At 62.4% G+C, this 21661-nt stretch carries 20 protein-coding genes; 8 read left to right on the top strand and 12 right to left on the bottom strand.

Features of this window, described 5'->3' with window-relative positions; all coding sequences use genetic code 11:
* Positions 1 to 4 precede the first annotated feature (4 nt).
* Genes AD670_RS24985 through AD670_RS24975 form a run of 3 tightly spaced genes read right to left on the bottom strand, consistent with a single transcriptional unit; the run spans position 5 to position 3557 of the window.
* Positions 5 to 1261 (bottom strand): dihydrolipoamide acetyltransferase family protein, encoded by a 1257-nt coding sequence (locus AD670_RS24985; protein WP_053138625.1) that lies wholly within the window; start codon positions 1259 to 1261, stop codon positions 5 to 7.
* Positions 1262 to 2320: an alpha-ketoacid dehydrogenase subunit beta gene (locus AD670_RS24980; RefSeq protein WP_053138622.1), complete on the bottom strand. Its 1059-nt coding sequence runs from the start codon at positions 2318 to 2320 to the stop codon at positions 1262 to 1264.
* Between the two features lies 1 nt (position 2321).
* Positions 2322 to 3557, bottom strand: coding sequence for a 3-methyl-2-oxobutanoate dehydrogenase (2-methylpropanoyl-transferring) subunit alpha (locus AD670_RS24975; protein ID WP_053138620.1), 1236 nt, complete (start codon positions 3555 to 3557; stop codon positions 2322 to 2324).
* A gap of 195 nt (positions 3558 to 3752) precedes the next feature.
* On the opposite strand from AD670_RS24975, the gene bkdR reads away from it, so the two are divergent.
* Positions 3753 to 4241, top strand: a complete 489-nt coding sequence (bkdR, locus tag AD670_RS24970) for a Bkd operon transcriptional regulator BkdR (RefSeq protein ID WP_053138617.1) — start codon at positions 3753 to 3755, stop codon at positions 4239 to 4241.
* 17 nt (positions 4242 to 4258) lie between these two features.
* Here bkdR and AD670_RS24965 read toward each other — a convergent pair whose 3' ends face one another.
* Positions 4259 to 6763 carry a UvrD-helicase domain-containing protein gene (locus tag AD670_RS24965; protein ID WP_082341042.1) on the bottom strand — a complete coding sequence of 835 codons (2505 nt, stop codon included), beginning with the start codon at positions 6761 to 6763 and terminating at the stop codon, positions 4259 to 4261.
* 202 nt (positions 6764 to 6965) lie between these two features.
* Positions 6966 to 7829, bottom strand: a complete 864-nt coding sequence (locus AD670_RS24960; protein ID WP_053138611.1) for an MBL fold metallo-hydrolase — start codon at positions 7827 to 7829, stop codon at positions 6966 to 6968.
* Between the two features lie 94 nt (positions 7830 to 7923).
* On the opposite strand from AD670_RS24960, the gene AD670_RS24955 reads away from it, so the two are divergent.
* The 5 genes from AD670_RS24955 (at position 7924) to AD670_RS24935 (ending at position 13532) form a co-directional block, all read left to right on the top strand.
* Entirely contained in the window at positions 7924 to 8259 is a 336-nt protein-coding gene (locus AD670_RS24955) for a helix-turn-helix transcriptional regulator (protein WP_017527038.1), read from the top strand.
* A 51-nt stretch (positions 8260 to 8310) separates the two neighbouring features.
* Positions 8311 to 9555 carry an FAD/NAD(P)-binding oxidoreductase gene (locus AD670_RS24950; protein ID WP_053138608.1) on the top strand — a complete coding sequence of 415 codons (1245 nt, stop codon included), beginning with the start codon at positions 8311 to 8313 and terminating at the stop codon, positions 9553 to 9555.
* A complete protein-coding gene (locus AD670_RS24945; RefSeq protein WP_053138605.1) occupies positions 9556 to 10362 on the top strand; it encodes a sulfite exporter TauE/SafE family protein in 807 nt (268 codons plus the stop codon).
* 139 nt (positions 10363 to 10501) lie between these two features.
* Positions 10502 to 11647, top strand: coding sequence for a nitric oxide-sensing protein NosP (gene nosP, locus AD670_RS24940; RefSeq protein WP_053138602.1), 1146 nt, complete (start codon positions 10502 to 10504; stop codon positions 11645 to 11647).
* On the top strand, positions 11589 to 13532 hold the full coding sequence (locus AD670_RS24935) for a PAS domain-containing hybrid sensor histidine kinase/response regulator (RefSeq protein ID WP_053138599.1): 1944 nt from the start codon (positions 11589 to 11591) through the stop codon (positions 13530 to 13532). The genes nosP and AD670_RS24935 overlap by 59 nt, the downstream gene beginning before the upstream one ends.
* 305 nt (positions 13533 to 13837) lie before the next feature.
* On the opposite strand, the gene AD670_RS24930 is transcribed toward AD670_RS24935, so the two are convergent.
* The 6 genes from AD670_RS24930 to AD670_RS24905 all read right to left on the bottom strand — a co-directional run bounded on the left by AD670_RS24930 (position 13838) and on the right by AD670_RS24905 (position 18862).
* Positions 13838 to 14503, bottom strand: a complete 666-nt coding sequence (locus AD670_RS24930; RefSeq protein ID WP_010209341.1) for a response regulator transcription factor — start codon at positions 14501 to 14503, stop codon at positions 13838 to 13840.
* A gap of 15 nt (positions 14504 to 14518) precedes the next feature.
* Positions 14519 to 15067, bottom strand: a complete 549-nt coding sequence (locus tag AD670_RS24925; RefSeq protein ID WP_053138587.1) for a PQQ-dependent catabolism-associated CXXCW motif protein — start codon at positions 15065 to 15067, stop codon at positions 14519 to 14521.
* Positions 15068 to 15174: 107 nt separating this feature from the next.
* Positions 15175 to 15966: an ABC transporter permease gene (locus tag AD670_RS24920; protein WP_053138584.1), complete on the bottom strand. Its 792-nt coding sequence runs from the start codon at positions 15964 to 15966 to the stop codon at positions 15175 to 15177.
* Positions 15963 to 16703 carry an ABC transporter ATP-binding protein gene (locus tag AD670_RS24915; RefSeq protein ID WP_053138581.1) on the bottom strand — a complete coding sequence of 247 codons (741 nt, stop codon included), beginning with the start codon at positions 16701 to 16703 and terminating at the stop codon, positions 15963 to 15965. The genes AD670_RS24920 and AD670_RS24915 overlap by 4 nt, the downstream gene beginning before the upstream one ends.
* A complete protein-coding gene (locus AD670_RS24910) occupies positions 16700 to 17659 on the bottom strand; it encodes a YVTN family beta-propeller repeat protein (RefSeq protein ID WP_053138578.1) in 960 nt (319 codons plus the stop codon). The genes AD670_RS24915 and AD670_RS24910 overlap by 4 nt, the downstream gene beginning before the upstream one ends.
* 30 nt (positions 17660 to 17689) lie before the next feature.
* Complete coding sequence (locus AD670_RS24905) at positions 17690 to 18862, bottom strand: ABC transporter substrate-binding protein (protein WP_053138575.1); 1173 nt, start codon at positions 18860 to 18862, stop codon at positions 17690 to 17692.
* A 186-nt stretch (positions 18863 to 19048) separates the two neighbouring features.
* Here AD670_RS24905 and AD670_RS24900 point away from each other — a divergent pair, with 186 nt between their 5' ends.
* Both AD670_RS24900 and AD670_RS24895 read left to right on the top strand, forming a co-directional pair.
* Complete coding sequence (locus AD670_RS24900) at positions 19049 to 20311, top strand: sensor histidine kinase (protein ID WP_053138877.1); 1263 nt, start codon at positions 19049 to 19051, stop codon at positions 20309 to 20311.
* Positions 20308 to 20934: a response regulator transcription factor gene (locus tag AD670_RS24895; protein WP_053138574.1), complete on the top strand. Its 627-nt coding sequence runs from the start codon at positions 20308 to 20310 to the stop codon at positions 20932 to 20934. The genes AD670_RS24900 and AD670_RS24895 overlap by 4 nt, the downstream gene beginning before the upstream one ends.
* Positions 20935 to 20968: 34 nt before the next feature.
* Here AD670_RS24895 and AD670_RS24890 read toward each other — a convergent pair whose 3' ends face one another.
* Complete coding sequence (locus AD670_RS24890) at positions 20969 to 21616, bottom strand: pentapeptide repeat-containing protein (RefSeq protein ID WP_053138874.1); 648 nt, start codon at positions 21614 to 21616, stop codon at positions 20969 to 20971.
* Positions 21617 to 21661 lie beyond the last annotated feature (45 nt).

Genomic DNA, 21661 nt, shown 5'->3' with positions numbered 1-21661 from the left:
GCCCTTACTCCAGGAACAGGCTGGCGGGTTGTTCGAGCAGGCCGCGAATGGCCTGGATGAATTGCGCCGCGTCCATGCCATCGACCACGCGGTGATCGAAGGAGCTGGAGAGGTTCATCATCTTGCGAATCACGATCTGGCCCTTGATCACCATCGGCCGCTCAACGATGCGGTTGACGCCCACAATGGCCACCTCCGGCAGGTTCAGCACCGGGGTGCTGACGATACCGCCCAAGGCGCCCAGGCTGGTCAGGGTAATGGTCGAGCCCGACAGCTCATCGCGACTGGCCTTGCCATTGCGCGCGGCGCTGGCCAGACGCGCGATTTCCTCGGCGTTGCCCCACAGGCTGCGAGCCTCGGCGTGACGCACCACCGGCACCATCAGGCCGACGTCGCTTTGGGTGGCGACGCCCACATGCACCGCGCCGAGGCGGGTGATGACCTGGGCTTCGTCGTCGTAACGCGCGTTGATCTGCGGGAACTCCCGCAGCGCCACGACCATGGCGCGCACGATAAACGGCAGCAGCGTCAGCTTGCCGCGCGTGGCGCCGTGCTTCTCGTTGAGGTGCACGCGCAGCTCGTCGAGGGCGGTGACGTCGATCTCTTCCACATAGCTGAAATGCGCGGCACGCCGAGTGGCGTCCTGCATGCGCTGGGCGATCTTGCGGCGCATGCCGATCACCGGGATCTGTTCTTCGTCGTTGCGCTCGGCGTAAGGGTTGGCTGCCGTCGAAGCTTTTGACGCGCCTTGTTGCAGATAGGCGTCGAGGTCTTCGTGCAGGATCCGCCCGGCGGGGCCGGAGCCCTGGACCAGGCGCAGTTGGATACCGGCATCCAGCGCGTGCTTGCGTACAGCGGGGGAGGCCAGGGGGCGTTCGTCGGCTTCGCGAGCCACGGGGGCTTGTGCGGTCACGACGGGCGCGGGCTTGCTCTCAACCACCGGTGCCGGTTTGGCCTCGACGACGGGCGCAGCCTTGGGCGCTTCTTTCGCCACCGGCACGTCTTTGGCGTTACCCGCACCTTCCACTTCAATGCTGATCAGAATACTGCCCACCGCCATGACTTCACCCGGCTCGCCGCCGAGGGCAATCACCTTGCCGTGGACCGGCGAGGGAATGTCCACCATCGCTTTGTCGGTCATCACATCCGCCAGCACCTGGTCTTCGACGACCATGTCGCCGACCTTCACATGCCAGACCGACAGTTCAACTTCCGCGATGCCTTCGCCAATGTCCGGCATCTTGATAACGTGCGTGCCCATTCAGACCTCCATGACCCGTTTCAACGCCGCGCCCACTCGAGACGGGCCTGGGAAATACGCCCACTCCTGCGCGTGCGGGTAGGGAGTGTCCCAACCGGTAACGCGTTCGATCGGCGCTTCCAGGTGGTGGAAGCAATGCTCTTGCACCAGCGCCACCAGCTCGGCGCCAAAGCCGCAGGTGCGGGTGGCTTCGTGCACCACCACGCAACGGCCGGTCTTCTTCACGGATTTGACGATGGTGTCCAGGTCCAGCGGCCACAGGCTGCGCAGGTCAATGACTTCGGCGTCGATGCCGGTTTCTTCGGCGGCGACCTGCGAGACATACACGGTGGTGCCGTAGGTCAGCACAGTGACGGCCGAGCCCGGACGCACGATGGCGGCGACGTCCAGCGGCACGGTGTAGTAACCGTCCGGCACTTGCGCTTGCGGGTGTTTCGACCACGGTGTTACCGGGCGGTCGTGGTGGCCGTCGAACGGGCCGTTGTACAGGCGTTTAGGCTCAAGGAAGATCACCGGGTCGTCGTTTTCGATCGAGGCGATCAGCAGGCCCTTGGCGTCATAGGGGTTGGACGGCATCACCGTGCGCAGGCCGCAGACCTGGGTGAACACCGCTTCGATGCTCTGGCTGTGGGTCTGGCCGCCGTAGATGCCGCCGCCGCAGGGCATGCGCATGGTCAGCGGTGCAGTGAACTGGCCGGCCGAGCGATAACGCAGGCGCGCCGCTTCGGAGATGATCTGGTCGGTGGCGGGGTAGACGTAGTCGGCGAACTGGATTTCGGCCACCGGGCGCAGGCCATAGGCACCCATGCCCACGGCCACGCCGATAATGCCGCTCTCGGAGATCGGTGCGTCGAACACCCGCGAGCTGCCGTACTTGGTCTGCAAGCCCTCGGTGCAGCGGAATACACCGCCGAAGTAACCGACGTCCTGGCCGAACACCACCACGTTGTCATCACGTTCAAGCATCACATCCATGGCCGAGCGCAGGGCCTGGATCATGGTCATGGTGGTGGTGGTCATCGCGGTTTCCACTTCAATACTGTTGTTGTGATCGTTCATGTCAGACCCCCAACGCTTGACGCTGGCGCTTCAAGTGCTCCGGCATCTCTTTATAGACGTCTTCGAACATGGTCGCGGCGCTTGGAATCTGGCCACCGGCCAGGGTGCCGTACTGTTCGGCTTCTTTCTGCGCGGCGATCACCTCGGCTTCCAGTTCGGCACTGACCGCCGCGTGTTCCTCTTCGGACCACTGGCCAATCCTGATCAGGTGCTGCTTGAGGCGGGCAATCGGGTCGCCCAGCGGGAAGTGGCTCCAGTCGTCGGCGGGGCGGTATTTGGACGGATCGTCCGAGGTGGAGTGCGGACCGGCGCGGTAGGTGACCCATTCGATCAGGGTCGGGCCGAGGTTGCGGCGCGCACGCTCGGCGGCCCAGGCGGAGGCGGCGTACACCGCGATAAAGTCGTTGCCGTCCACGCGCAGGGAGGCGATGCCGCAACCGACGCCGCGTCCGGCGAAGGTGGTGGCTTCACCACCGGCGATGGCCTGGAAGGTGGAAATCGCCCACTGGTTGTTGACCACGTTGAGAATCACCGGCGCGCGGTACACGTGGGCAAAGGTGAGGGCGGTGTGGAAGTCGGATTCGGCGGTGGCGCCGTCGCCGATCCAGGCCGAGGCGATCTTGGTATCGCCCTTGATCGCCGAGGCCATGCCCCAGCCCACACCTTGTACGAATTGAGTGGCGAGGTTGCCGGAGATGGTGAAGAAACCGGCGTCTTTTACCGAGTACATGATCGGCAACTGGCGGCCCTTGAGCGGGTCGCGCTCGTTGGACAGCAACTGGCAGATCAGGTCCACCAACGGCACGTCGCGGGCCATCAGGATGCTTTGCTGGCGGTAGGTGGGGAAGCACATGTCGTCGATGTTCAAGGCCAGGGCCTGGGCGCTGCCGATGGCTTCTTCGCCGAGGCTTTGCATGTAGAACGACATTTTCTTCTGACGCTGGGCGACCACCATGCGGTTGTCGAAGATCCGCGTCTTGAGCATGGCACGCATGCCTTTGCGCAGAATCTCCACGGGAACCCCTTCGGCCCACGGACCCAGGGCCTGGCCCTGGTCGTCGAGCACGCGGATCAGGCCCTTGGCCAGGTCGGCGGTCTCGGCGGGTTCTACGTCGATAGCGGGTTTGCGCACCAGGCCGGCGTCGGTCAGGCGCAGGTAGGTAAAGTCGGTCTTGCAGCCGGGACGGCCCGAGGGTTCGGGAACGTGCAGGCGCAGTGGGGCATATGGCTGATTCATGGCTTTCTACGCTCGATCTTGTGAATTTCTTGTAGTGGGCGCGCTAGCTGACAGTCAGTCTTCGGGTAGAAGAAATCTTGTCCTACAACAATCATAGGCGTGGCGTAGAAGAATATTTATCTGTGTTTCGTTGCGCCCGCGCTCATTTGCGGATAAAAAAACTGCATAAACATAATAAACAGGTGATTTTGTCTCATGCGCAAACTGGACCGTACCGATATCGGCATTCTCAACGCCCTGCAGGAGAATGCGCGGATCACCAACGCCGACCTCGCCCGCTCGGTCAACCTGTCACCCACGCCGTGTTTCAACCGGGTCAAGGCGATGGAAGAACTGGGCCTGATTCGCGAGCAAGTCACGCTGCTCGACGCCGATTTGCTGGGGCTGCACGTCAACGTGTTTATCCATGTAAGCCTGGAAAAGCAGAACGAGCTGGCGTTGCAGCAGTTCGAAAGCGCGATTTCCGACCGGCCCGAGGTGATGGAGTGCTATTTGATGGCCGGCGATCCCGACTATTTGATCCGCGTGCTGGTGCCGACGATCCAGTCACTGGAGCGGTTCATGATGGACTTTCTGACCAAGGTGCCGGGGGTGGCGAATATTCGTTCCAGCTTTGCCCTCAAACAAGTGCGCTACAAGACAGCGTTGCCGCTGCCGGCCAATGGCATCAGCCTGGGCGCCTAGCGCGTGGCCCGGCGCAGCTATGCCAGGGTCGGTGCGTCTACCGGCTCGAGTGACGTCCATTTTTCATAGCAATAGGATTTCTGGTCGGCATAACCCGAGGCTGTTTCGCCTGGGGTGCTGATTTCACGCTCCAACAGCCAGTGGCATTGAAGCTCGGCCCGGGTGATGCCCACGTAAGCAAGGCGTAATGCTTCGGCTGCCTGGGCGCGGTCGTAGGACATGGGTTTACCGTCCCCCAGGCCTGCCAGGTTGTACAGCTGGTTACGTTTGGACTTGGTAGGTTTGTAGAAGCAGTCGCCGATAACGAACACGGTTTGCGCCTGCAACCCCTTGGACTTGTGAAACGTCATCAACTTGACGTTGCGCTCGTGTTTCCTGGCATCACGCAACAATCCGCTCAGGGCCCGCCTGTAGGCGGTCACCACCGTACCTACCCGAAATACCATCAGAATACTGTGCCCGTCTTCATATGCTTTGTGGACAAGGTCCAGAATCGTTTCATCGGGCTGAATGATCTTTGTATTGGCCTTCACGTAGTGCAGATACACCGGCGATACGCGGTCAACTACCTGGGCGTTCGAGGCGACGCCGTGCTTGGCCTTGTCATCGGACGTTGAGCGCACAACCTGTTCTGCCGCATCAATGATTGCCTGATGGGAGCGGTAGTTGTTTTGCATGTAGAGCGTTTGTCGTGTGTGGCTGGGAAAGTGCTGGTGAAAATCCATCAGGTACTGCGGGGAGCTGCCCCGCCAGCCGTAGATGCTCTGCCAATCATCCCCGACTGCCATCAGCGAATTGCCAATGCCGGGTTGGCCCTGATTACGGCGGCGAATCTCCTTGCAGCACTGGCGAATCCAGGAAATGTTCAAGCCGGAGACATCCTGGAATTCATCGATCATCAGGTGGCGCATACCGTCCAGCTCGGCGGTGGGGATTTGTTTGATCGCCTCGGGGTTGTGCTCACCAAATAGGGCGAATGCTTGATTGAAGGTGATCAGAGGCTTGGGGGACATGCCTCGAAGGTGCGCATGAAAGGCTCGCCAGAAGCACTTAAGCGCCAGGTAGAACGATTGGCGGGCGTCACCCGGAACGAACGTCATGTTGCTGATCGCATTGTCTACGTCCAGCCCCAGGTTCTCGATGTAATTGCCCTCCGAGAAAAATACCTGGATCAGGTTGGTTTCTTTCAGTGTGGTGCCGGGCAAGTCGTATTCGAATTGTGGGGCGCTGATGACCATATGCTCTGCATTGTCCATCAGCGTCTTCGCTGCCGTCACATGATTGAGCAGCACGAAGTTCTTCTTGTAGCAGTCACTGATGATCGCTTGCCTGGCCCAGCTCTCACGCTTGAGGTTGACGCGGGCGCCTTCGCGAAAGGGGATGTCGTCCTGGGGCACACCGGTATCCGGCCAGCCGAGAATCAGCGCTGCGTCGTATTCCTCCAAGTATCCGTTGACGATGTAGGGGTGGCCTTCCAAGGTGATGATCTGGCGCTCGCCCACCCCTGCAATCGGCCACAGTCCGAGATCAGCCCAGGCCTTTTCGATGGCGTCGCAAACTGCCAGATCTCGCTCTGAGTTGGCCTTGATCGTGTGAGCTCGGGACTTGCGCATTTTGTCCGTCATCGGCATCGGCGGTGCAAATGCCACCGACTTATAGAGGGCCAGGATGTGCTTTTTGAACTCGGCATCGTGCTTGTAAAGGTCATTGAACACCTTGTAGAGCACTGCCAGTTGTTCGGTATTGAGCGTGGACGAAAACGGGTTGTCGAGTTCCTCGTCATCGTCCTTCATGTTGGGGCCTAAAAAATCGAAATAACCAATGGGGCCACCGGTAAACGCTTTCATAAAACCGAATACTTTGCTGTGGAACGTGCGCACCAGGTTCTTGATCTGGTCCTCGCCGAGAGGGACACCCCAGTGCCCAAAGATCTTGATGATTTTTTTCATCAGGTCTTTTTTTGATTCAGTCGTGAACGTAGTGACTTGAAGATGATTGAGTGGGATACCCAGATGGACGTGTTTAAGGACTACCCGCAACGCCAGAGTCGTTGACTTGCCCGAGCCCGCGCCGGCAATCACCGAGGTACAGGTATTTTCGGCGAAGATCATTGCCCATTGTTCTGCGCTCGGCTGCTCGTGTTCGGGTAAATGCCTGGCCACTTCAGCGCGCATTTTTTGTTTGATTGCCTCGGTGATCGGCAGTAACTCGTCATCGAATAAACAGTGATCTTCGCCCGGCAAGGGCGCGACGGTTCGCAGGTCGTTGAACTCGAGTACGGCGTGCCCCGCCGCGTATCCATCGTGATAACCGATCACCTTTCCTTCTTCGATACCGCTCTGTGTGCCTTGCTCGATTCCCTTGGACTTTCCTTTGAGAAACGAAGCGGCATTAATCGCTCCCAGTGCATCGAGTGACAGCGATAAGAGATAGGCCAATACGCGTCGGGTTAAGGAAAGGTGTTGGTTCAGACTGGACTCGGACTCATCGCCGGGTTCAGGGGAGGGGGGCTGCGTACTCATAGTGTCCTTGCCAAAAAAATCCTGACGACGAAGAGCGTCTTCGACGAAAACCGTGTAGAAACAGGCCGCAGAAGCGCATGGGGCCTGGATAGGAAATATCTATTTCCGAATACTACACGGTGCTGGCTTTTTGGCTATGTCGAGATTTACCGCCATCTGTCCCGTTGCCTGGGTCGACGCAGGCTCCAGAAGGGGCAGGGTTTTACAGTTGATTGAGCGGTATTTTCAAATACACGACACCGTTGTTTTCCGCTGGCGGCATATGCCCCGCCCGCACATTCACCTGGATCGCCGGCAACAACAGCGTGGGCATCCCCAGCCCGGCATCGCGCTGGGTACGCATGGCCACAAACGCCGCTTCATCCACTCCGTCATGCACATGAATATTGCCCGCGCGTTGTTCCGCCACGCTGGTCAGGCATTTGGCCTCGCGACCTTCGGGCGGGTAGTCATGGCACACGTACAGTTGGGTATCGGGGGCAAAGGCCAAGAGCTTGCGCATCGACGCATACAACTGGCGCGCATCGCCGCCGGGGAAGTCGCAGCGGGCGGTGCCGACGTCGGGCATGAACAGGGTGTCGCCGACCAGGATGAGGCGGTCGTCGATCAGGTAGGCCATGTCTGCCGGGGTATGCCCGGGCACGTGCAAGGCCTGGGCCTTGATGTTGCCGATGTGGAAGATTTCATCCGGCGCAAACAGGTGATCGAACTGCGAGCCGTCGACGCGAAATTCCGGCTCCAGGTTAAACAGGTGCTTGAACACGTCCTGCACCTTGCTGATGCTCTGGCCGATGGCGATCTTGCCGCCCAGGGTCCGGCGCAGGTACGGCGCGGCCGACAGGTGATCGGCATGGGCGTGGGTCTCCAGCAGCCATTGCACCTGCAGGCGGTGCTCTTGCACAAAGGCAATCACCTTGTCGGCTTGGGCGGTGTCGGTGCGCCCGGAGGCCGGGTCGTAGTTGAGCACCGAATCGACGATGGCACAGGGGCCGCCGTCCGTTTCATAGACGACGTAGGTGTAGGTCGACGACGCCTCGTCCAGAAAGGAATGAATCAACGCTGACATGACGGCTGCCCCTGATGTTGAAAAAAGTGATTACAATCACTTTACATTTACACATAATGTTTTGAGCTTAAGTGACGCAAAGGACCCGAGGCAAATGGAATCTACTCTGAGTGAAGGCGAAGTCGCCCAGTTGCGCGCGTCGGCGTCCAAGGCCTGTGCCTTGCTCAAGGCCCTGGCCAATGAGGATCGTTTGTTGATTCTGTGCCAGTTGACCCAGGGCGAGCGCAACGTCGGCGAGCTGGAAACCATGACCGGCGTACGCCAGCCCACGCTGTCACAGCAGTTGGGCATCCTGCGTGACGAAGGGCTGGTCGCCACCCGTCGCGAAGGCAAGTACATCTTCTACGGGCTGGCCAGCCACGAAGTGATCCAAGTGATGAAGACACTGTCCGGTCTTTACTGCGGCGCGGTGATAAAAAGCTGGGCGTGACGCCATACGGCAGCGACCCTTGTGTGCATTGACGATAAAAGGCAATAGACCATGACCGACCAACACTGGGGGCCAACCATCAGTGGCGATATCGTCGTCATCGGCGGCGGTTCGGCAGGCATCGGCCTGCTGGCCAGCCTGCTCAAGCGCGACCCCGACCTCAACATCACCCTCATCGAACCCAGCGACCATCACTGCTACCAGCCGGCCTGGACCCTGGTCGGCGGCGGTGCCTACGACCTGAAAAAGACCCGACGACCCCTGGCCGATGTGCTGCCCAATGGCGTCACCTGGGTCCAGGCCGCGGTCACCGAACTGTTGCCGGACGAGCACACCCTGGTGCTCGACAGCGGCCAGCGCGTCACTTGGAACAACCTGATCGTCTGCCCCGGCCTGCGCCTGGCCTGGGAGAAAGTCGAGGGCCTGGAAGCGACCCTGGGCCAGCACGGCGTCACCTCCAATTACAGCTACGAAAGCGCCGCCTACACCTGGCAACTGGTGCAGCAACTCAAGGGCGGCAAGGCGATCTTTACCCAGCCGGCCATGCCGATCAAATGCGCGGGTGCGCCGCAAAAGGCCATGTACCTGTCCTGCGATCACTGGCTCAGGCAGGGCGACCTCAAACACATCGACGTCGAATTCAACCTGGCCGGCGCGGCGCTGTTCGGCGTGGCGACCTTTGTGCCGCCGTTGATGAAATACGTGGAGAAATACCACGCACGCCTGGCGTTCAACGCCAACCTGGTCAAGGTCGACGGCCCGGCGCGCAAGGCCTGGTTCGAGGTGAAGGATGCCGAGGGCAACGTCACCGTCGAGGAAAAATCCTTCGACCTGCTGCACGTGGTGCCGCCGCAAGTTGCCCCGGACTTTATCCGCCAAAGCCCGCTGGCCGACGCTGCCGGCTGGTGCGAGGTGAACCCCCACAGCCTGCAACACCAGCGCTACCCGCAGATCTTCGGCCTGGGCGATGTGTGCGGTACCAGCAATGCCAAGACCGCCGCCGCCGTGCGCAAGCAAATCGTGGTGGTCGCCGAAAACCTGCTGGCCTTGCGCAAACAGGCGCCGCTGCCGCTCAAGTACGACGGCTATGGCTCGTGTCCGCTGACGGTGGAGAAGGGCAAGGTGGTGCTGGCCGAGTTCGGCTACGGCGGCAAGTTGCTGCCGACCTTTCCCCTCGACCCGACCCGGGCACGCCGTTCGATGTGGTTTCTCAAGGCGACGTTGCTGCCGTGGTTCTACTGGAACGGCATGCTCAAGGGCCGCGAGTGGCTGACCCGTCTGAGCAAGGTGGATTAAATGCTGCTGGCCAGTGTGTTGGGGATGTTGATGGGCCTGATCATGGGCCTGACCGGCGCGGGCGGCGGCATCCTCGGGGTGCCGGCGTTGGTGTTGGGGTTGGGCTTGACGATGACTCAGGCCGCGCCGGTGTCGTTGCTTGCGGTGGGGGCGGCAGCGGCCGTCGGGGCGATTGACGGGTTACGCCACGGCCTGGTGCGTTACCGCGCCGCGCTGTTGATCGCCTTGCTCGGCGCGCTGTTTTCGCCGCTGGGGGTGTTTCTCGCCCACCAGTTGCCGGAGCCGGTGCTGATGGGCCTGTTCAGTGCGCTGATGGTGCTGGTGGCCTGGCGCATGTTGCAGCGCGAAAAGCTTGAGGCCGGGCCGAGTGACCATGGCGCGGCGTCCTGGGGCCAGAAGAACTGCATGCTCAACCAACAGACCGGGCGCCTGGCCTGGACCGCCAAATGCAGTGCCACCCTGGCCGCACTGGGCGCGGTGACGGGGGCCGTCTCGGGGTTGCTCGGGGTGGGCGGCGGCTTTCTGATCGTACCGGCGTTCAAGCAACTCACCGACGTGCAGATGCGCGGCATCGTCGCCACGTCGCTGATGGTGATCAGCCTGATTTCGCTGATCGGCGTGGCCGGCGCGTTCCATGCCGGTGTGCGCATCGAACCCGTGGGCTGGGTGTTTATCGCGGCGAGCATCGTCGGCATGCTGATCGGCCGGCGCCTGTGCTCGGAGATTGCCGCACGCACTTTGCAGGTGGGGTTTGCCAGCCTGTGTGTAGTGGTTGCAGCTGGAATGCTTGTGAACGCTTTGCTGTGAATTTGAAATGCAATCCAACATTTGAATCTCCCTTGTTTTTGAGCGATTCATCCCATCGCATCCCCCCACCCAGTACCCAAGTAGCATAGGTCCCACCCTCCGCCCTTCGTACACTCATGCCTCAGAGGGGGAGGCAACGATGCATAACAGCGAAGGCGTAGTCAGCGCGATGTCCCAGGCGAGCGATGCCGGGCAGGCCGCCGAGGAGTTGGCGCAGCAACTGTTGCATCCATACCTTGGCTTCGTGCTGTTTTTCTGCTCGGCGTCCTACGATTTGCAGGCCCTGGGCCAAGCGTTGCAAGAGTGCCTGGGCAATGTGCGCGTGGTGGGCTGCACCAGCGCCGGCGAGATCACGCCCCAAGGCTATGGCCGCAATTGCATTACGGCGATGGGCTTTAACCACGCGCACTTTTCCATCGCCACCGAGCTGATCGACCAGGTGGAACACTTCAGCCTGATCGACGCCCAGCAGATGGTCGAACGTCTGGTCGGCGGTTGCCGCAGCAACACCCTGGCGCCGATCAAGGGCAACACCTTCGCCCTGACCCTGCTCGATGGTCTGTCCAGTCGCGAAGAAATGGTGCTCGCCGCCCTCAGCGCGGCGCTCGGCGACATTCCGCATTTCGGCGGTTCGGCCGGCGACGACAACTTCCTCACCCACACCCATGTGTACTTCAACGGCGCCTTCCACAGCGGCGCAGCGGTGGTGGTGCTGGTCAATACCTGGCTGGATTTCGAGGTGTTCACCACCCACCACATCCTGCCGCGCAGCGAAAAACTGGTGGTGACCGGCGCCGACAGCCCGTCGCGCCGGGTCTTCGAACTCAACGCCGAACCCGCCGCCGAAGAGTACGCGCGGCATATCGGCGTGGCCGTGGCCGACCTCGATCACCGCGTCTTCGCCGCGCACCCGTTGGCAGTGCGCATCCACGACCAGTACTACGTGCGGGCGATCCAGCAAGTGCACGACGACCTCAGCCTGAGTTTCTACTGCGCGGTGGAAAACGGCATCGTCCTTACCGTGATGAAGCCCGGACCGATCCTGCCAAACCTGCAAACCCTGTTCGACGGCCTGCAAGCGCGCCTTGGCGATCTGCTGTTGACCATCGGCTGCGACTGCTTCCTGCGCCGCCTGGAGTTGGAAGACTCAGGCAATCTGGAACAGATCGGCGGTTTCCTGCGTGACCAGCGGGTGATGGGTTTCAACACCTACGGAGAACAGTTCAATGGCATGCATATCAACCAGACCTTCACCGGGGTCGCCATTGCCCGAGGCCGGCGCTGAACTGCTCGCCCAGGTTGCCCAGCTGCAACAGGACAACCACAAGCTGGCACGGATCAACGCGGCGCTGATCGAGCGCATCGAGTCCGGCATGGCCCAGGGTAATAACCCGTACACCACCTTTCAGCATTCGGTGGTGCTGGCCGAGCAGGTGCGCGAACGCACCGACGCGCTGAACCAGGCGATGGCCGAACTCAAGGCCAGCAACCACTTGCTGATCAACGCCCGGCTGCGCGCCGAAACCCTGCGCGGCGAACAGGCGGCGGCGCAAAAGGCCCAGGAAAGCGAACGCTGGATTCGCCTGATCACCGATAACGTCCCGGCCCTGATCGGCTACCTGAATGCCGACCTGGTCTACGAGTTCACCAACAAAGTCTATGAAGAATGGTATTGCTGGCCGCGCGGCATGATGCTCGGCCAGAGCCTGCGCGAAGTCCACAGCGAGCAGCACTGCCAGCGCCTGGATGCCTACGTCGCCCGCGCCCTGGCGGGGGAGAGCGTGACCTTTGAATTCGCCGAGACCAACATCAATAACCAGGAGCGCTACATGCTGCGCTCCTATGTGCCGAATATGCTGGCCAGCGGCGAGGTGGTGGGGATCTTTGTGCTGATCCGCGACATCACCGAACGCCGCCGTACCGCCGAAGCCCTGCACCAGGCCTATCAGCACCTGGAACAACGCGTCGCCCAGCGCACCTCGGAACTGACCGCGCTCAACGACCAGTTATTGCAGGAGATTGACGAGCGTCGGCGTGTGGAGTCGCGCCTGCGTGAAGCCAAACTGGAGGCGGAGCAGGCCAACCTGTCGAAAACCAAATTCCTCGCCGCCGTCAGCCATGACCTGCTGCAACCTTTGAACGCGGCGCGCCTGTTTACCAGCGCACTGCTGGAGCGGCCCAGCGAAACCCTGGTGCGCAACGTGAGCAATTCCCTGGAAGACGTGGAAAACCTGTTGGGCACACTGGTGGATATTTCCAAGCTGGATGCCGGGGTGATCAAGGCCGACATCGCGCCGTTTGCCCTGAGTGAACTGCTCGACAACCTGGCCGCCGAGTACACCGAATTGGCCCGCAGCGAGGGCCTGGCGTTGCATTTTGTCGGCTGCTCGGCACTGGTGCGCAGCGATATTCAGTTGCTGGCGCGGATTCTGCGCAACCTGCTGAGCAATGCGATTCGCTACACCTACAAGGGGCGTGTGGTGCTGGGCTGTCGCCGCCAGCAGCAGCGTTTGTTGATCCAGGTGTGGGACAGCGGCATGGGCATCGCGGAGGAGCGGTTGGAGGAGATTTTCCAGGAATTCAAGCGTGGCGATGTGCAGCGGCCCGATCAGGACCGAGGGTTGGGCCTGGGGCTGGCGATCGTGGAGAAAATCGCCGGGATTCTGGGGCATCGCATCAGCGTCAAATCCTGGCCGGGCAAGGGCTCGATGTTCTCGGTGGAGGTGCCGTTGAGCGCCACGGCGCCCAAGTCGCTGCCAATGCTGGCCATGAGCGAACCGATGCTCGAACGCCTGCAAGGCGCACGGGTGTGGGTGCTGGATAACGACGCGGCGATCTGCGCAGGCATGCGCACCTTGCTGGAAGGCTGGGGCTGCCAGGTGATCACGGCGTTGTCGGAGCAAGACCTGGCACGGCAGGTGGACAACTACCATGCCGAAGCCGACCTGCTGATCGCCGACTACCACCTCGACGACGACCAAAACGGCGTCGACGCCGTCGCCCGCATCAATGGACGCCGCGGCCGCGCGATCCCGGCGCTGATGATCACCGCCAACTACAGCAATGAACTCAAGCTGCAAATTCGCGAGTTGGGGCACACGCTGATGCACAAGCCGGTACGCCCGATGAAACTCAAGACCGCCATGAGCCATCTGCTCGGCCCGCCCTAATGCCAGTCAGTTAAGGCTTTTTGTAGGAGCGAGCTTGCTCGCGAAAAACTCACAGGCGCCGCGTTCATTCAGGAAGCACGCGTTATCGTTGACGTTTTTCGCGAGCAAGCTCGCTCCTACAGGAGGCGATGTACGCTTGACTGACTGTCATGAGCCACATACTCAGTCGGCCGTGACAAACGGAGATCAAGTGTGGGAGGGGGCTTGCTCCCGATGGCGGTGGTTCAGCCAAGAAGGTGTTGACTGGTCCACAGCTATCGGGAGCAAGCCCCCTCCCACCTTTGATTTGTGTTGTGTCAGAGGGGTCAGCGGCGCAGGTACGAGCCGAAGTCGATATCCCCGGCACTGAGGATTGCCTGCACTCGGTTATGCACATTCAACTTGCGCAATATCGCCGACACGTGGGCCTTTACCGTGGTCTCGGCAATCTCCAGCGTGTACGCGATCTGTTTGTTCGACTCGCCCTTGGTCATACGTTCCAGCACCAGCAATTGCTTGCGTGTCAGGGCTTGCAGCAGTTCGGGGGCGAAGCCGGGGTTTTCGTTGAGGCGTCGGTGGGTGCCGGGTTTCTGGGTGCGGATGATGTCCGGCGGCAGGTATACGTTGCCGTTGAGAATCTGCTGGATCGCCTCGGTCATTTGCAGGCGCGGCGAGGACTTGGTGATAAAGCCCACGGCGCCATAGGTGATGGCTTGCAGCACGACCTGCTTGTCCTGCTCGGCCGAGACGATCACCACAGGAATGGTCGGCGCCTCGTTGCGCAGGTTGATCAGGCCATTGAGGCCGTGCATGCCGGGCATGTTCAGGTCGAGCAGGATCAGGTCGAGGTCGTCGTGTTCCTGGGTCAGCGCCAGGGCGCTGTCGAGGTCGGCGGTTTCCATCACTTCGCTGCCGGGAAAGCCGTCGCTGATGACGTTATGGATCGCTTCGCGAAACAGTGGGTGATCGTCGGCAATCAGGATTTTGTACATGGCCGTTCACCTTTCTTATTGTGATGTTTGAAATGGCTCGGGTTGGGCGACCGTCACCGGCAGCTTCGCCGCTTCCCAGGCATCCAGACCGTCGCGATACCAGTACACAGAGGTATAGCCGAGGTTGGCGGCACGTTTTACCGCGTTCCAACTCAGCCAGCAATCGGAGCGGCAATAGAAGACCAGCGGTCGCTTGAGGTCGCCGCCGCTGTAGGCATACAGGTGGCGCACGAAATAGCTTTGCCACTCCGGCGTCAGGTCGCCGTCGCCGGTATTGGCCAGCCAGTGGCTGCCGGGCAGGTTGGCGTGGGGCTGGTCTTCGATGAAGCGGCCTTGCAGCCACTGGCGGCGGTACACATCGATCAGCACCGGCGCGGGTGTTTGGTTGAGCAGGGTTTGCAGGGCCGCGGTGTCGACAATCGTGGCGCCTGGCAGGTGGTCGGGCGTGGGGCTGCGGTACAGGCTGATGCGGTAGCCATCGGCGGAAAACAGTGGGGCGTCAGCCTGGACGTTAGCGACGAACAGGCACAGCAGTGCCAACAGAGGCAGTCGAGCGTACAGCATGGCAGGGCAATCCTTATCGTTATGCGCGCATTACACGTGAGTCTCGAGCCCTTGGGAATGCGACGATAGACAGGAAAACCAGTACCAAAGTAGTAGTTTTGCCGCCTTCAGCCCTTTTTGCGCAACGCCGCATGCTGGGGATTGAAGGTCAGCACCGCCAACACCGCGAACAGCACGGTCAAGCCCAGGCACACCGCCAGGGCCAGGCCGGCGAAGCGTTCGTACAGGGCAAAGCGCACCAGCTCCACGGCGTGGGTAAACGGGTTGACCGCGCACAGCCAGTACAGCCATTCACTGGAGTCGCGCATCTTCCATAACGGGTACAGCGCCGACGAGAGGAAAAACAGCGGGAAGATCACGAAGTTCATCACCCCGGCAAAGTTCTCCAGTTGGCGAATCGCGTTCGACAGCAACAGGCCCAGGGCACTCAACATCAAGGCCACCAGCAGCAACGCCGGCAGGGCGATCAACAGCCCCATGGCCGGCGGTTGCACGCCATACACCCAGGCGATCGCCAGGAACCCATACACCTGCAACAGCGAAATCAGCGCAGTGGCCAACAGCTTGCTGCACAGCAAAAACGTGCGCGGCAACGGGCTGGTCAGCAGCACGCGCATGCTGCCCATCTCGCGGTCGTAGACCATCGACAGCGAGCCTTGCATGCCGTTGAACAGCAGGATCATGCAGGCCAGTCCCGGGATGATGTACACCTCGTAAGGGATGTAGGTGTCGTAGGGCTCGATTACCGAGATGCCCAACGCGGCGCGGAACCCGGCGGCGAACACCAGCAGCCACAGCAACGGCCGCACCAGCGCACTGAGAAACCGCGTGCGCTGCAACACAAAGCGCAGCCACTCGCGCAGGACGATGCCGCGCAGGCACTGCCAGTAAGCGTTCATGCCGCCGCTCCCGTCGTGGTGGGGCGCGTCAAGCGCGCGAACACGCTGCCGAGGTCGCCGCCTTGTTGCGCGATCAAGGCATCGACTTGCCCACTGGCCACCAAGCGCCCCTGATGCAGGATCATCAACGCATCGTCGGCCTGAACTTCATCGAGCAGGTGGGTGGTCCACAGCACGCTGATGCCGTGTTCGAGGCACAGGCTGCGCACGTGCTGGTTCAGCGCCAGGCGGCTGGCCGGGTCGAGGCCGACGCTGGCTTCATCCAACAGCAGCAAGCGCGGCTCATGCAGCAACGCCCGGGCGATTTCCACCCGGCGCCGATGCCCGCCGTTGAGCTCGCGGACTTTTTCGCGGCGCCGTTCGGTGAGGGCCTGGCGTGCCAGTTCGGCGGCTACGCGCAGGTCGGTCTGGCGCCGCGATAAACCATGCAGCGCGGCGTGGTAGCGCAGGTTCTGTTCCACGCTTAAATCCAGGTCCAGGGTGCTTTGCTGGAACACCACACCCAGCTGGGTGAGGGCCGCACGCGGCGCCTCACGCAGGGAATGACCGCCCACGCGAATGTCGCCGCTTTGCAGGTCATACAGCCGCGTGAGCAGGGCGATCAAGGTGGATTTGCCGGCGCCATTGGGCCCCAGCAGCGCCGCAAAGCGCCCCGGTGCGAGGCTGAAACTCACCTCGCACAAGGCCTGCCGTGCGCCGTAGGCGAAGCTCAGGTCGCGCACCTCCAGGGCGTTCATGGCGTGACTACCACGCCCCACGGATAACGCCCGACCTTCACCGACTTGATCACCTTGAGGCTGTCCACATCGATCACCGACACATCACCGCTCACGCCGTTGGTGGCCAGCAACTGTTTCTCGTCCGGGGTAAATGCCATCTGCCACACGCGGCGGCCCACCAACAGGTAGTCGAGGACCTCGAAGGTCTTGGCGTCGATCACCGCCACATGGTTGGCCGGGCCGAGGGCGACAAAGCCGTACTTGCCGTCGGCGCTGAGCTTGATGCCGACCGGCTGGACTTTGTCCGGGTGCACGCCCTTGATCTTGAAGGTCAGGGTCTTGAGGATCGCGCGGCTGGCCACGTCGAGGATGGTCACGGTGCCGCCGATTTCCGCCGAGGCCCACAGCTGCGAGCCATCGTGGTTGAACTCGACGAAGCGCGGGCGCTGGTCCACCAGGGTGCTGTCGGCCAGGGTCTGGGTGCTGGTGTCGATCCAGTGCAGCATGTTGGTGGTTTCGCTGGTGTTCACCGCCCACTTGCCATCCGGGCTCACAGCCATGCCTTCGGGCTCGACGCCGACGTTGATCTGGCTGAGCACCTTGGAGGTTTCGGTATCGATCACGGTGACCAGCGCGTCGTCTTCGTTGGACACGTACAGCCAGCGGTTATTGGGGTGCAGGGCGAACTGCTCGGGGTCTTTGCCGGAGGGCAGTTCCTTGATGATCTTGCGCGTGGCCACGTCCATCACCTGCACGCGGTCCGAGTCGCTGGCGCAGATGTACAGCAGCTTGTTGTCATGGGACAGCAGCAAGCCTCGCGGACGCTGGCCGATCTTGAGGGTGTCGGTGACTTGCAGGGTCTGCATGTCGATCAGGCTCAGGCTGTTGTCTTTCTCGTTGGAGACCCAGGCGGTACTGGCCACGGCGTGCCCGGCGGCAAGCAGCAGGGCGCATGAGAGCAGGGTGCGGCGCATGGCGGATTCCTTATTATTGTGGGTAGGTGATCAAGGGAAGCGGCAGGTCACCTCGGGTTTGTCATAGCCCAGGCTGTCCATTTCGTTGGTGGGGTGCAGGAAACCATCCTGGGGCGAGGTGCTGACCAGCGCGCGGGGCTGCACGATGGGAATCGGTTGGCGCAGTTGGCCGTTCCAGGGGCGGTAGCTGAGCTTGCGGCCCTTGAAACCATCCAGGGGCAGTTGCTCGCTGATTTCCAGTTGGCGGATCGCCATGGGCTCGACCTGGCGCAACTTGCTCACTGCACTGGCGACGCTGCGCACGGCCATCCAGGCGGCGAAGTCGCGGTCGTTCATCCAGCGCCCGGCCAGTGCCTCGAAGCGTTTCTGCAATTGGGCGGCGCCGTAGGTCTCGACGGTTTTGTGCCAGCCGGTGGGCGTCAGGCCCTGGGTGCCGGCGACGGGGCGCGGGTACCAGGTCTGGTAGGGCACGTACTCGCCGAAGTCGCCGCGCTCGTCGGCCACCAGCACCACGTCGTATTCGGCGGTCTGGGTGAACAGCGGCATATCTGCCTGGGCGCTGCGGCGTTGGTCGTTATCGAAACGCCAGGCCTTTTCCGCCACCAGCTGCACGCCGAAGCGTTTGGCGGCGCGACGCAGGGCGGCGGCGTAGGCCTGGTCATCCTCGGTGGGGCCGACGATCAACAGCGCTTTGTGCCATTTGCGCACGACCAGGAACTGCGCCAGCGCATCGGCGAGCATCGCGCGGCTGGGCAGCGTATGCAGCACGTTGCCCAGGCAGTCGGTGCTGCGCAGGCTGTCATCCGGGCTGCCGGCATTGAATAGCAGGCTGTCGGGCAACGCCGCGCTGAGTTGGCGCAGGCTGGCGGCGGGCGCGTTCACCACGAACAGGCGCAGGCCCTGGGCATGCTGGGCCTGGGCGGCGGCGAGCAGGGTGTCTGGGGTGTCAACCGTGGCGCTGGTCAGGCTGTAGCGCTGGTTGAGAAAGGCGCCGGTGCTGTTGCTGTCGATGATCGCCAGTTCAGCGCCGCGCTGCCCGGCATCGGCGGGCTCGGCAATCACATTCGACAGCAGCGGGCCTGGATCGGGCCGATAGCCCAGGTAGCCGATCTGCACCTGCAAGGGCGCTTCAGCGGCCTGGCCGGTGGCGGCCCAGGCGATTGCCAGCAGGCAGATCACGGCGTAGGGGGCGAGCTGGCGCATAAGGCACTCCATGACAGGTAGCGCCAGCATAGGAACCCTGAACGTCGCTGCAAATATGCAGAAAGTAGCGCTGGGGCAGTACCAAGGTAGTAGCCCCGCGCAGCGGGTGCGGTCTTAGCATGGATCCCTACCGGTCTTATTCACAGGAGTGACACGAGCATGCGCGTCTTCACCACCCGGCCCGGCCTGTCGGCCCTGTGGCGCATCAACCTGTGGGTGTGCGGCTTCTTTGCCCTGGTGACCTGCGCCTGCACCGCGCTGTTGCTGCACCAGGCCCTGGCCGATGTGGAGCGCGAGCTGCAATCGGCCGAAGCGGTGGTGCACTACCTGAGCGAAACCGCCGAGCGCGACCCGGCCAGCCTGCAACCCCACCTCACCGCGAGTTTGCGCCATGTACGTGTGCACTGGCTGGCGAGCGGCGACACCGCGCAAGCGCCGGCCCCGGACGGGCTGGACGCCTGGCTCGGGCGCCTGCTGTTTGCCGAGGCGCGCCGCAGTGCCCAGGTGCTGGACTTGCCGGACGGTCGGCGCGTGTCCATCGCCGTTGACCCACGGGATGAAATCGACGAGGTCTGGGACTCCCTGCAACAACTGCTGGGCCTGTGCGCCCTGGCTTTGGCGCTGAGCCTGTTGACCATCCGTTGGGCGGTGCGCCGTGGCATGGGCGTGCTGGATGAATTGCTGCGCGCGCTGCAACAGGTGTGCGCGGGCCAGCTCAACGTGCGCCTGCGCAGTCAAGGCGCGCCGGAAGCACGCCAGTTGGCGCTGCACTTCAACCGCATGACCGACGCCCTGGAGCAGGCGCGCACCGATAACACTCTACTCACCCAGAGCCTGCTGGCGGTGCAGGAGCAGGAGCGCACCCACCTGGCCCAGACCCTGCACGATGACCTCGGCCAATACCTGGCCGGCATTCGCGCCCAGGCCTGCCTGTTACGGCTGGTCACCGATCAGCCGCATCTGCTGGCGTCCACGGTGGCGCAATTGGAGGATCACTGCGAGCACTTGCAGCAAGGCTTCAGGGCGCTGGTCCACGATCTCTATCCGGTGGCCCTGCAACACCTGCCGATGGCCGAGGCGTTTTCGATGCTGGTCACGCAGTGGCAGGCCAGCCACGGCATTCCCTGCCACCTGCAAGTCAGTACGAACCTGCCGCTGTTGCCCGGCGCCAGCAAGACCCATCTGTACCGCCTGCTCCAGGAAGCCCTGACCAACATCCTGCGGCATGCCGACGCCAGCCAGGTGCACGTGCGCCTGCAACATCGCGGTTCGCGCCTGCGCCTGTGGGTGCGCGATAACGGTCGCGGTGCACAAACGCCCCAGCGGCCGGGTGTGGGCCTGCATTCGATGGCCGAACGCGCCCGCTGCCTGGGCGGCGAATTGAAGATCATCAGCCAGCCCGGCGCCGGCTGGGCGTTGGCGTTGAACATGCCGTTGGAGGCTTCATGAATATTCTGTTGGTGGATGACCACGCCGTGGTGCGCCAGGGCTATGCCAGCCTGCTGCGTGCGCTGCTGCCGGCCGTTGAAGTGCGCGAGGCGGCCAGCGGTGAAGAAGCGTTGAGCCGGGTCCAGGAAGCGCTGCCGCACCTGGTGATCATGGACTTCGGCCTGCCGGGCATCAGCGGCCTGGAAACTACCCGGCGCCTGCGCCAGCGCCTGCCGCAATTGCGCGTGCTGTTTTTCAGCATGCACGACGAGCTGCCTCTGGTACGCCAGGCTTTGGAGGCGGGCGCCTCGGGCTACCTGACCAAAAGCTCGGCGCCCGAGGTGCTGATCGAAGCGGTGCGGCGCATCCTCGACGGCCACGCCTACATCGAACAGGCGCTGGCCACCGAATTGGCCTACACGCCCCGCGACCAGCGCATGCAGGGCATGACCCCGCGCGAGCTGGAAATCTTCCTGATGCTGGTCAAGGGCACGCCCACCCGAGCGATTGCCGACCAGCTGAATATCAGCAGCAAGACCGTGTCCAATCACCTGACCTTGCTCAAGAGCAAATTGCAGGTGAGTTCCCATGCCGAGCTGGTTCACTTGGGGATCGACATGGGGGTGGTGCGGGTGGTTGGATAAGCGGGTGTGCGCACATCCACTGTGGGAGGGGGGGCTAGCGATCCCAGGTGGTGGGGCAGTCGATGCAGCCTTCCATATTGGCATCCTGGAAGTTCGCGTAGTGCTGGCGGCTGCCGGTGAGGGTGGCCTGTTCCAGGTTGCTTTCGCCAAACTTGGCTTCCTGCAGATTGGCATCGCTGAGGTCGGCACCTTGCAGGTCGGCCTTGCTCAGCCAGGTCATTTCCAGGTCGGCCGCGCGCAGGTTGGCCTTGTGCATTTTTGCCCCGGACAACCGCGCAAATTGCAGGTAGGCCGCGCTGAGGTTGGCGTTTTCGAACTGCGCGCCTTGGGCGAACAGGCCCCAACCCTGGATCGCCATCAGCGTGGCGCCGCTGAAGTCGGCCAGGCGCAGGTTGGCCTGTTGCAGGCTGGCGCGGGTCAGGTTGGCGCCTTGCAGCTGGGCCTTTTCCAGGTTGGCCAGGTCGAGGTTGGCATGGCGCAGATCCGCCTCGCGCAGGTCGGCACCGGCCAGGTTCATCTTGCTCAAGTCCTGGTTGCGCAGGTTGGCGCCCTTGAGGTTGGCGCCGGGGCATTGGCTGTGTTCGGCGATGGTGCAGCCGTTGATGATCAGCGGGGCGTCGTCGCCGTCGTCGGCGTGCGCCATGGGCAGGGAGAGCAGGAGTAACAAGGGTAGGTAGTTCATCATGCAACCTCTGGGGATCCTGTGGTGAGCGGGCTCGCCACAGGG

The sequence above is a fragment of the Pseudomonas sp. MIACH genome, assembly GCF_001269925.1.
In the GTDB taxonomy this organism is placed as follows: Bacteria; Pseudomonadota; Gammaproteobacteria; order Pseudomonadales; family Pseudomonadaceae; genus Aquipseudomonas.
This window is presented reverse-complemented; position numbering and strand designations above follow the sequence as displayed.

Coding starts and splice junctions, on each gene's coding strand:
- AD670_RS24960 (WP_053138611.1), bottom strand. CDS start 7,829: ATGTCAGCGTTGATTCATTCCTTTCTGGACGAGGCGTCGTCGACCTAC.
- nosP (WP_053138602.1), top strand. CDS start 10,502: ATGCATAACAGCGAAGGCGTAGTCAGCGCGATGTCCCAGGCGAGCGAT.
- AD670_RS24910 (WP_053138578.1), bottom strand. CDS start 17,659: ATGCGCCGCACCCTGCTCTCATGCGCCCTGCTGCTTGCCGCCGGGCAC.
- AD670_RS24975 (WP_053138620.1), bottom strand. CDS start 3,557: ATGAATCAGCCATATGCCCCACTGCGCCTGCACGTTCCCGAACCCTCG.
- AD670_RS24955 (WP_017527038.1), top strand. CDS start 7,924: ATGGAATCTACTCTGAGTGAAGGCGAAGTCGCCCAGTTGCGCGCGTCG.
- AD670_RS24915 (WP_053138581.1), bottom strand. CDS start 16,703: ATGAACGCCCTGGAGGTGCGCGACCTGAGCTTCGCCTACGGCGCACGG.
- AD670_RS24905 (WP_053138575.1), bottom strand. CDS start 18,862: ATGCGCCAGCTCGCCCCCTACGCCGTGATCTGCCTGCTGGCAATCGCC.
- AD670_RS24965 (WP_082341042.1), bottom strand. CDS start 6,763: ATGAGTACGCAGCCCCCCTCCCCTGAACCCGGCGATGAGTCCGAGTCC.
- AD670_RS24890 (WP_053138874.1), bottom strand. CDS start 21,616: ATGAACTACCTACCCTTGTTACTCCTGCTCTCCCTGCCCATGGCGCAC.
- AD670_RS24895 (WP_053138574.1), top strand. CDS start 20,308: ATGAATATTCTGTTGGTGGATGACCACGCCGTGGTGCGCCAGGGCTAT.
- AD670_RS24985 (WP_053138625.1), bottom strand. CDS start 1,261: ATGGGCACGCACGTTATCAAGATGCCGGACATTGGCGAAGGCATCGCG.
- AD670_RS24930 (WP_010209341.1), bottom strand. CDS start 14,503: ATGTACAAAATCCTGATTGCCGACGATCACCCACTGTTTCGCGAAGCG.
- AD670_RS24935 (WP_053138599.1), top strand. CDS start 11,589: ATGGCATGCATATCAACCAGACCTTCACCGGGGTCGCCATTGCCCGAG.
- bkdR (WP_053138617.1), top strand. CDS start 3,753: ATGCGCAAACTGGACCGTACCGATATCGGCATTCTCAACGCCCTGCAG.
- AD670_RS24925 (WP_053138587.1), bottom strand. CDS start 15,067: ATGCTGTACGCTCGACTGCCTCTGTTGGCACTGCTGTGCCTGTTCGTC.
- AD670_RS24980 (WP_053138622.1), bottom strand. CDS start 2,320: ATGAACGATCACAACAACAGTATTGAAGTGGAAACCGCGATGACCACC.
- AD670_RS24950 (WP_053138608.1), top strand. CDS start 8,311: ATGACCGACCAACACTGGGGGCCAACCATCAGTGGCGATATCGTCGTC.
- AD670_RS24945 (WP_053138605.1), top strand. CDS start 9,556: ATGCTGCTGGCCAGTGTGTTGGGGATGTTGATGGGCCTGATCATGGGC.
- AD670_RS24920 (WP_053138584.1), bottom strand. CDS start 15,966: ATGAACGCTTACTGGCAGTGCCTGCGCGGCATCGTCCTGCGCGAGTGG.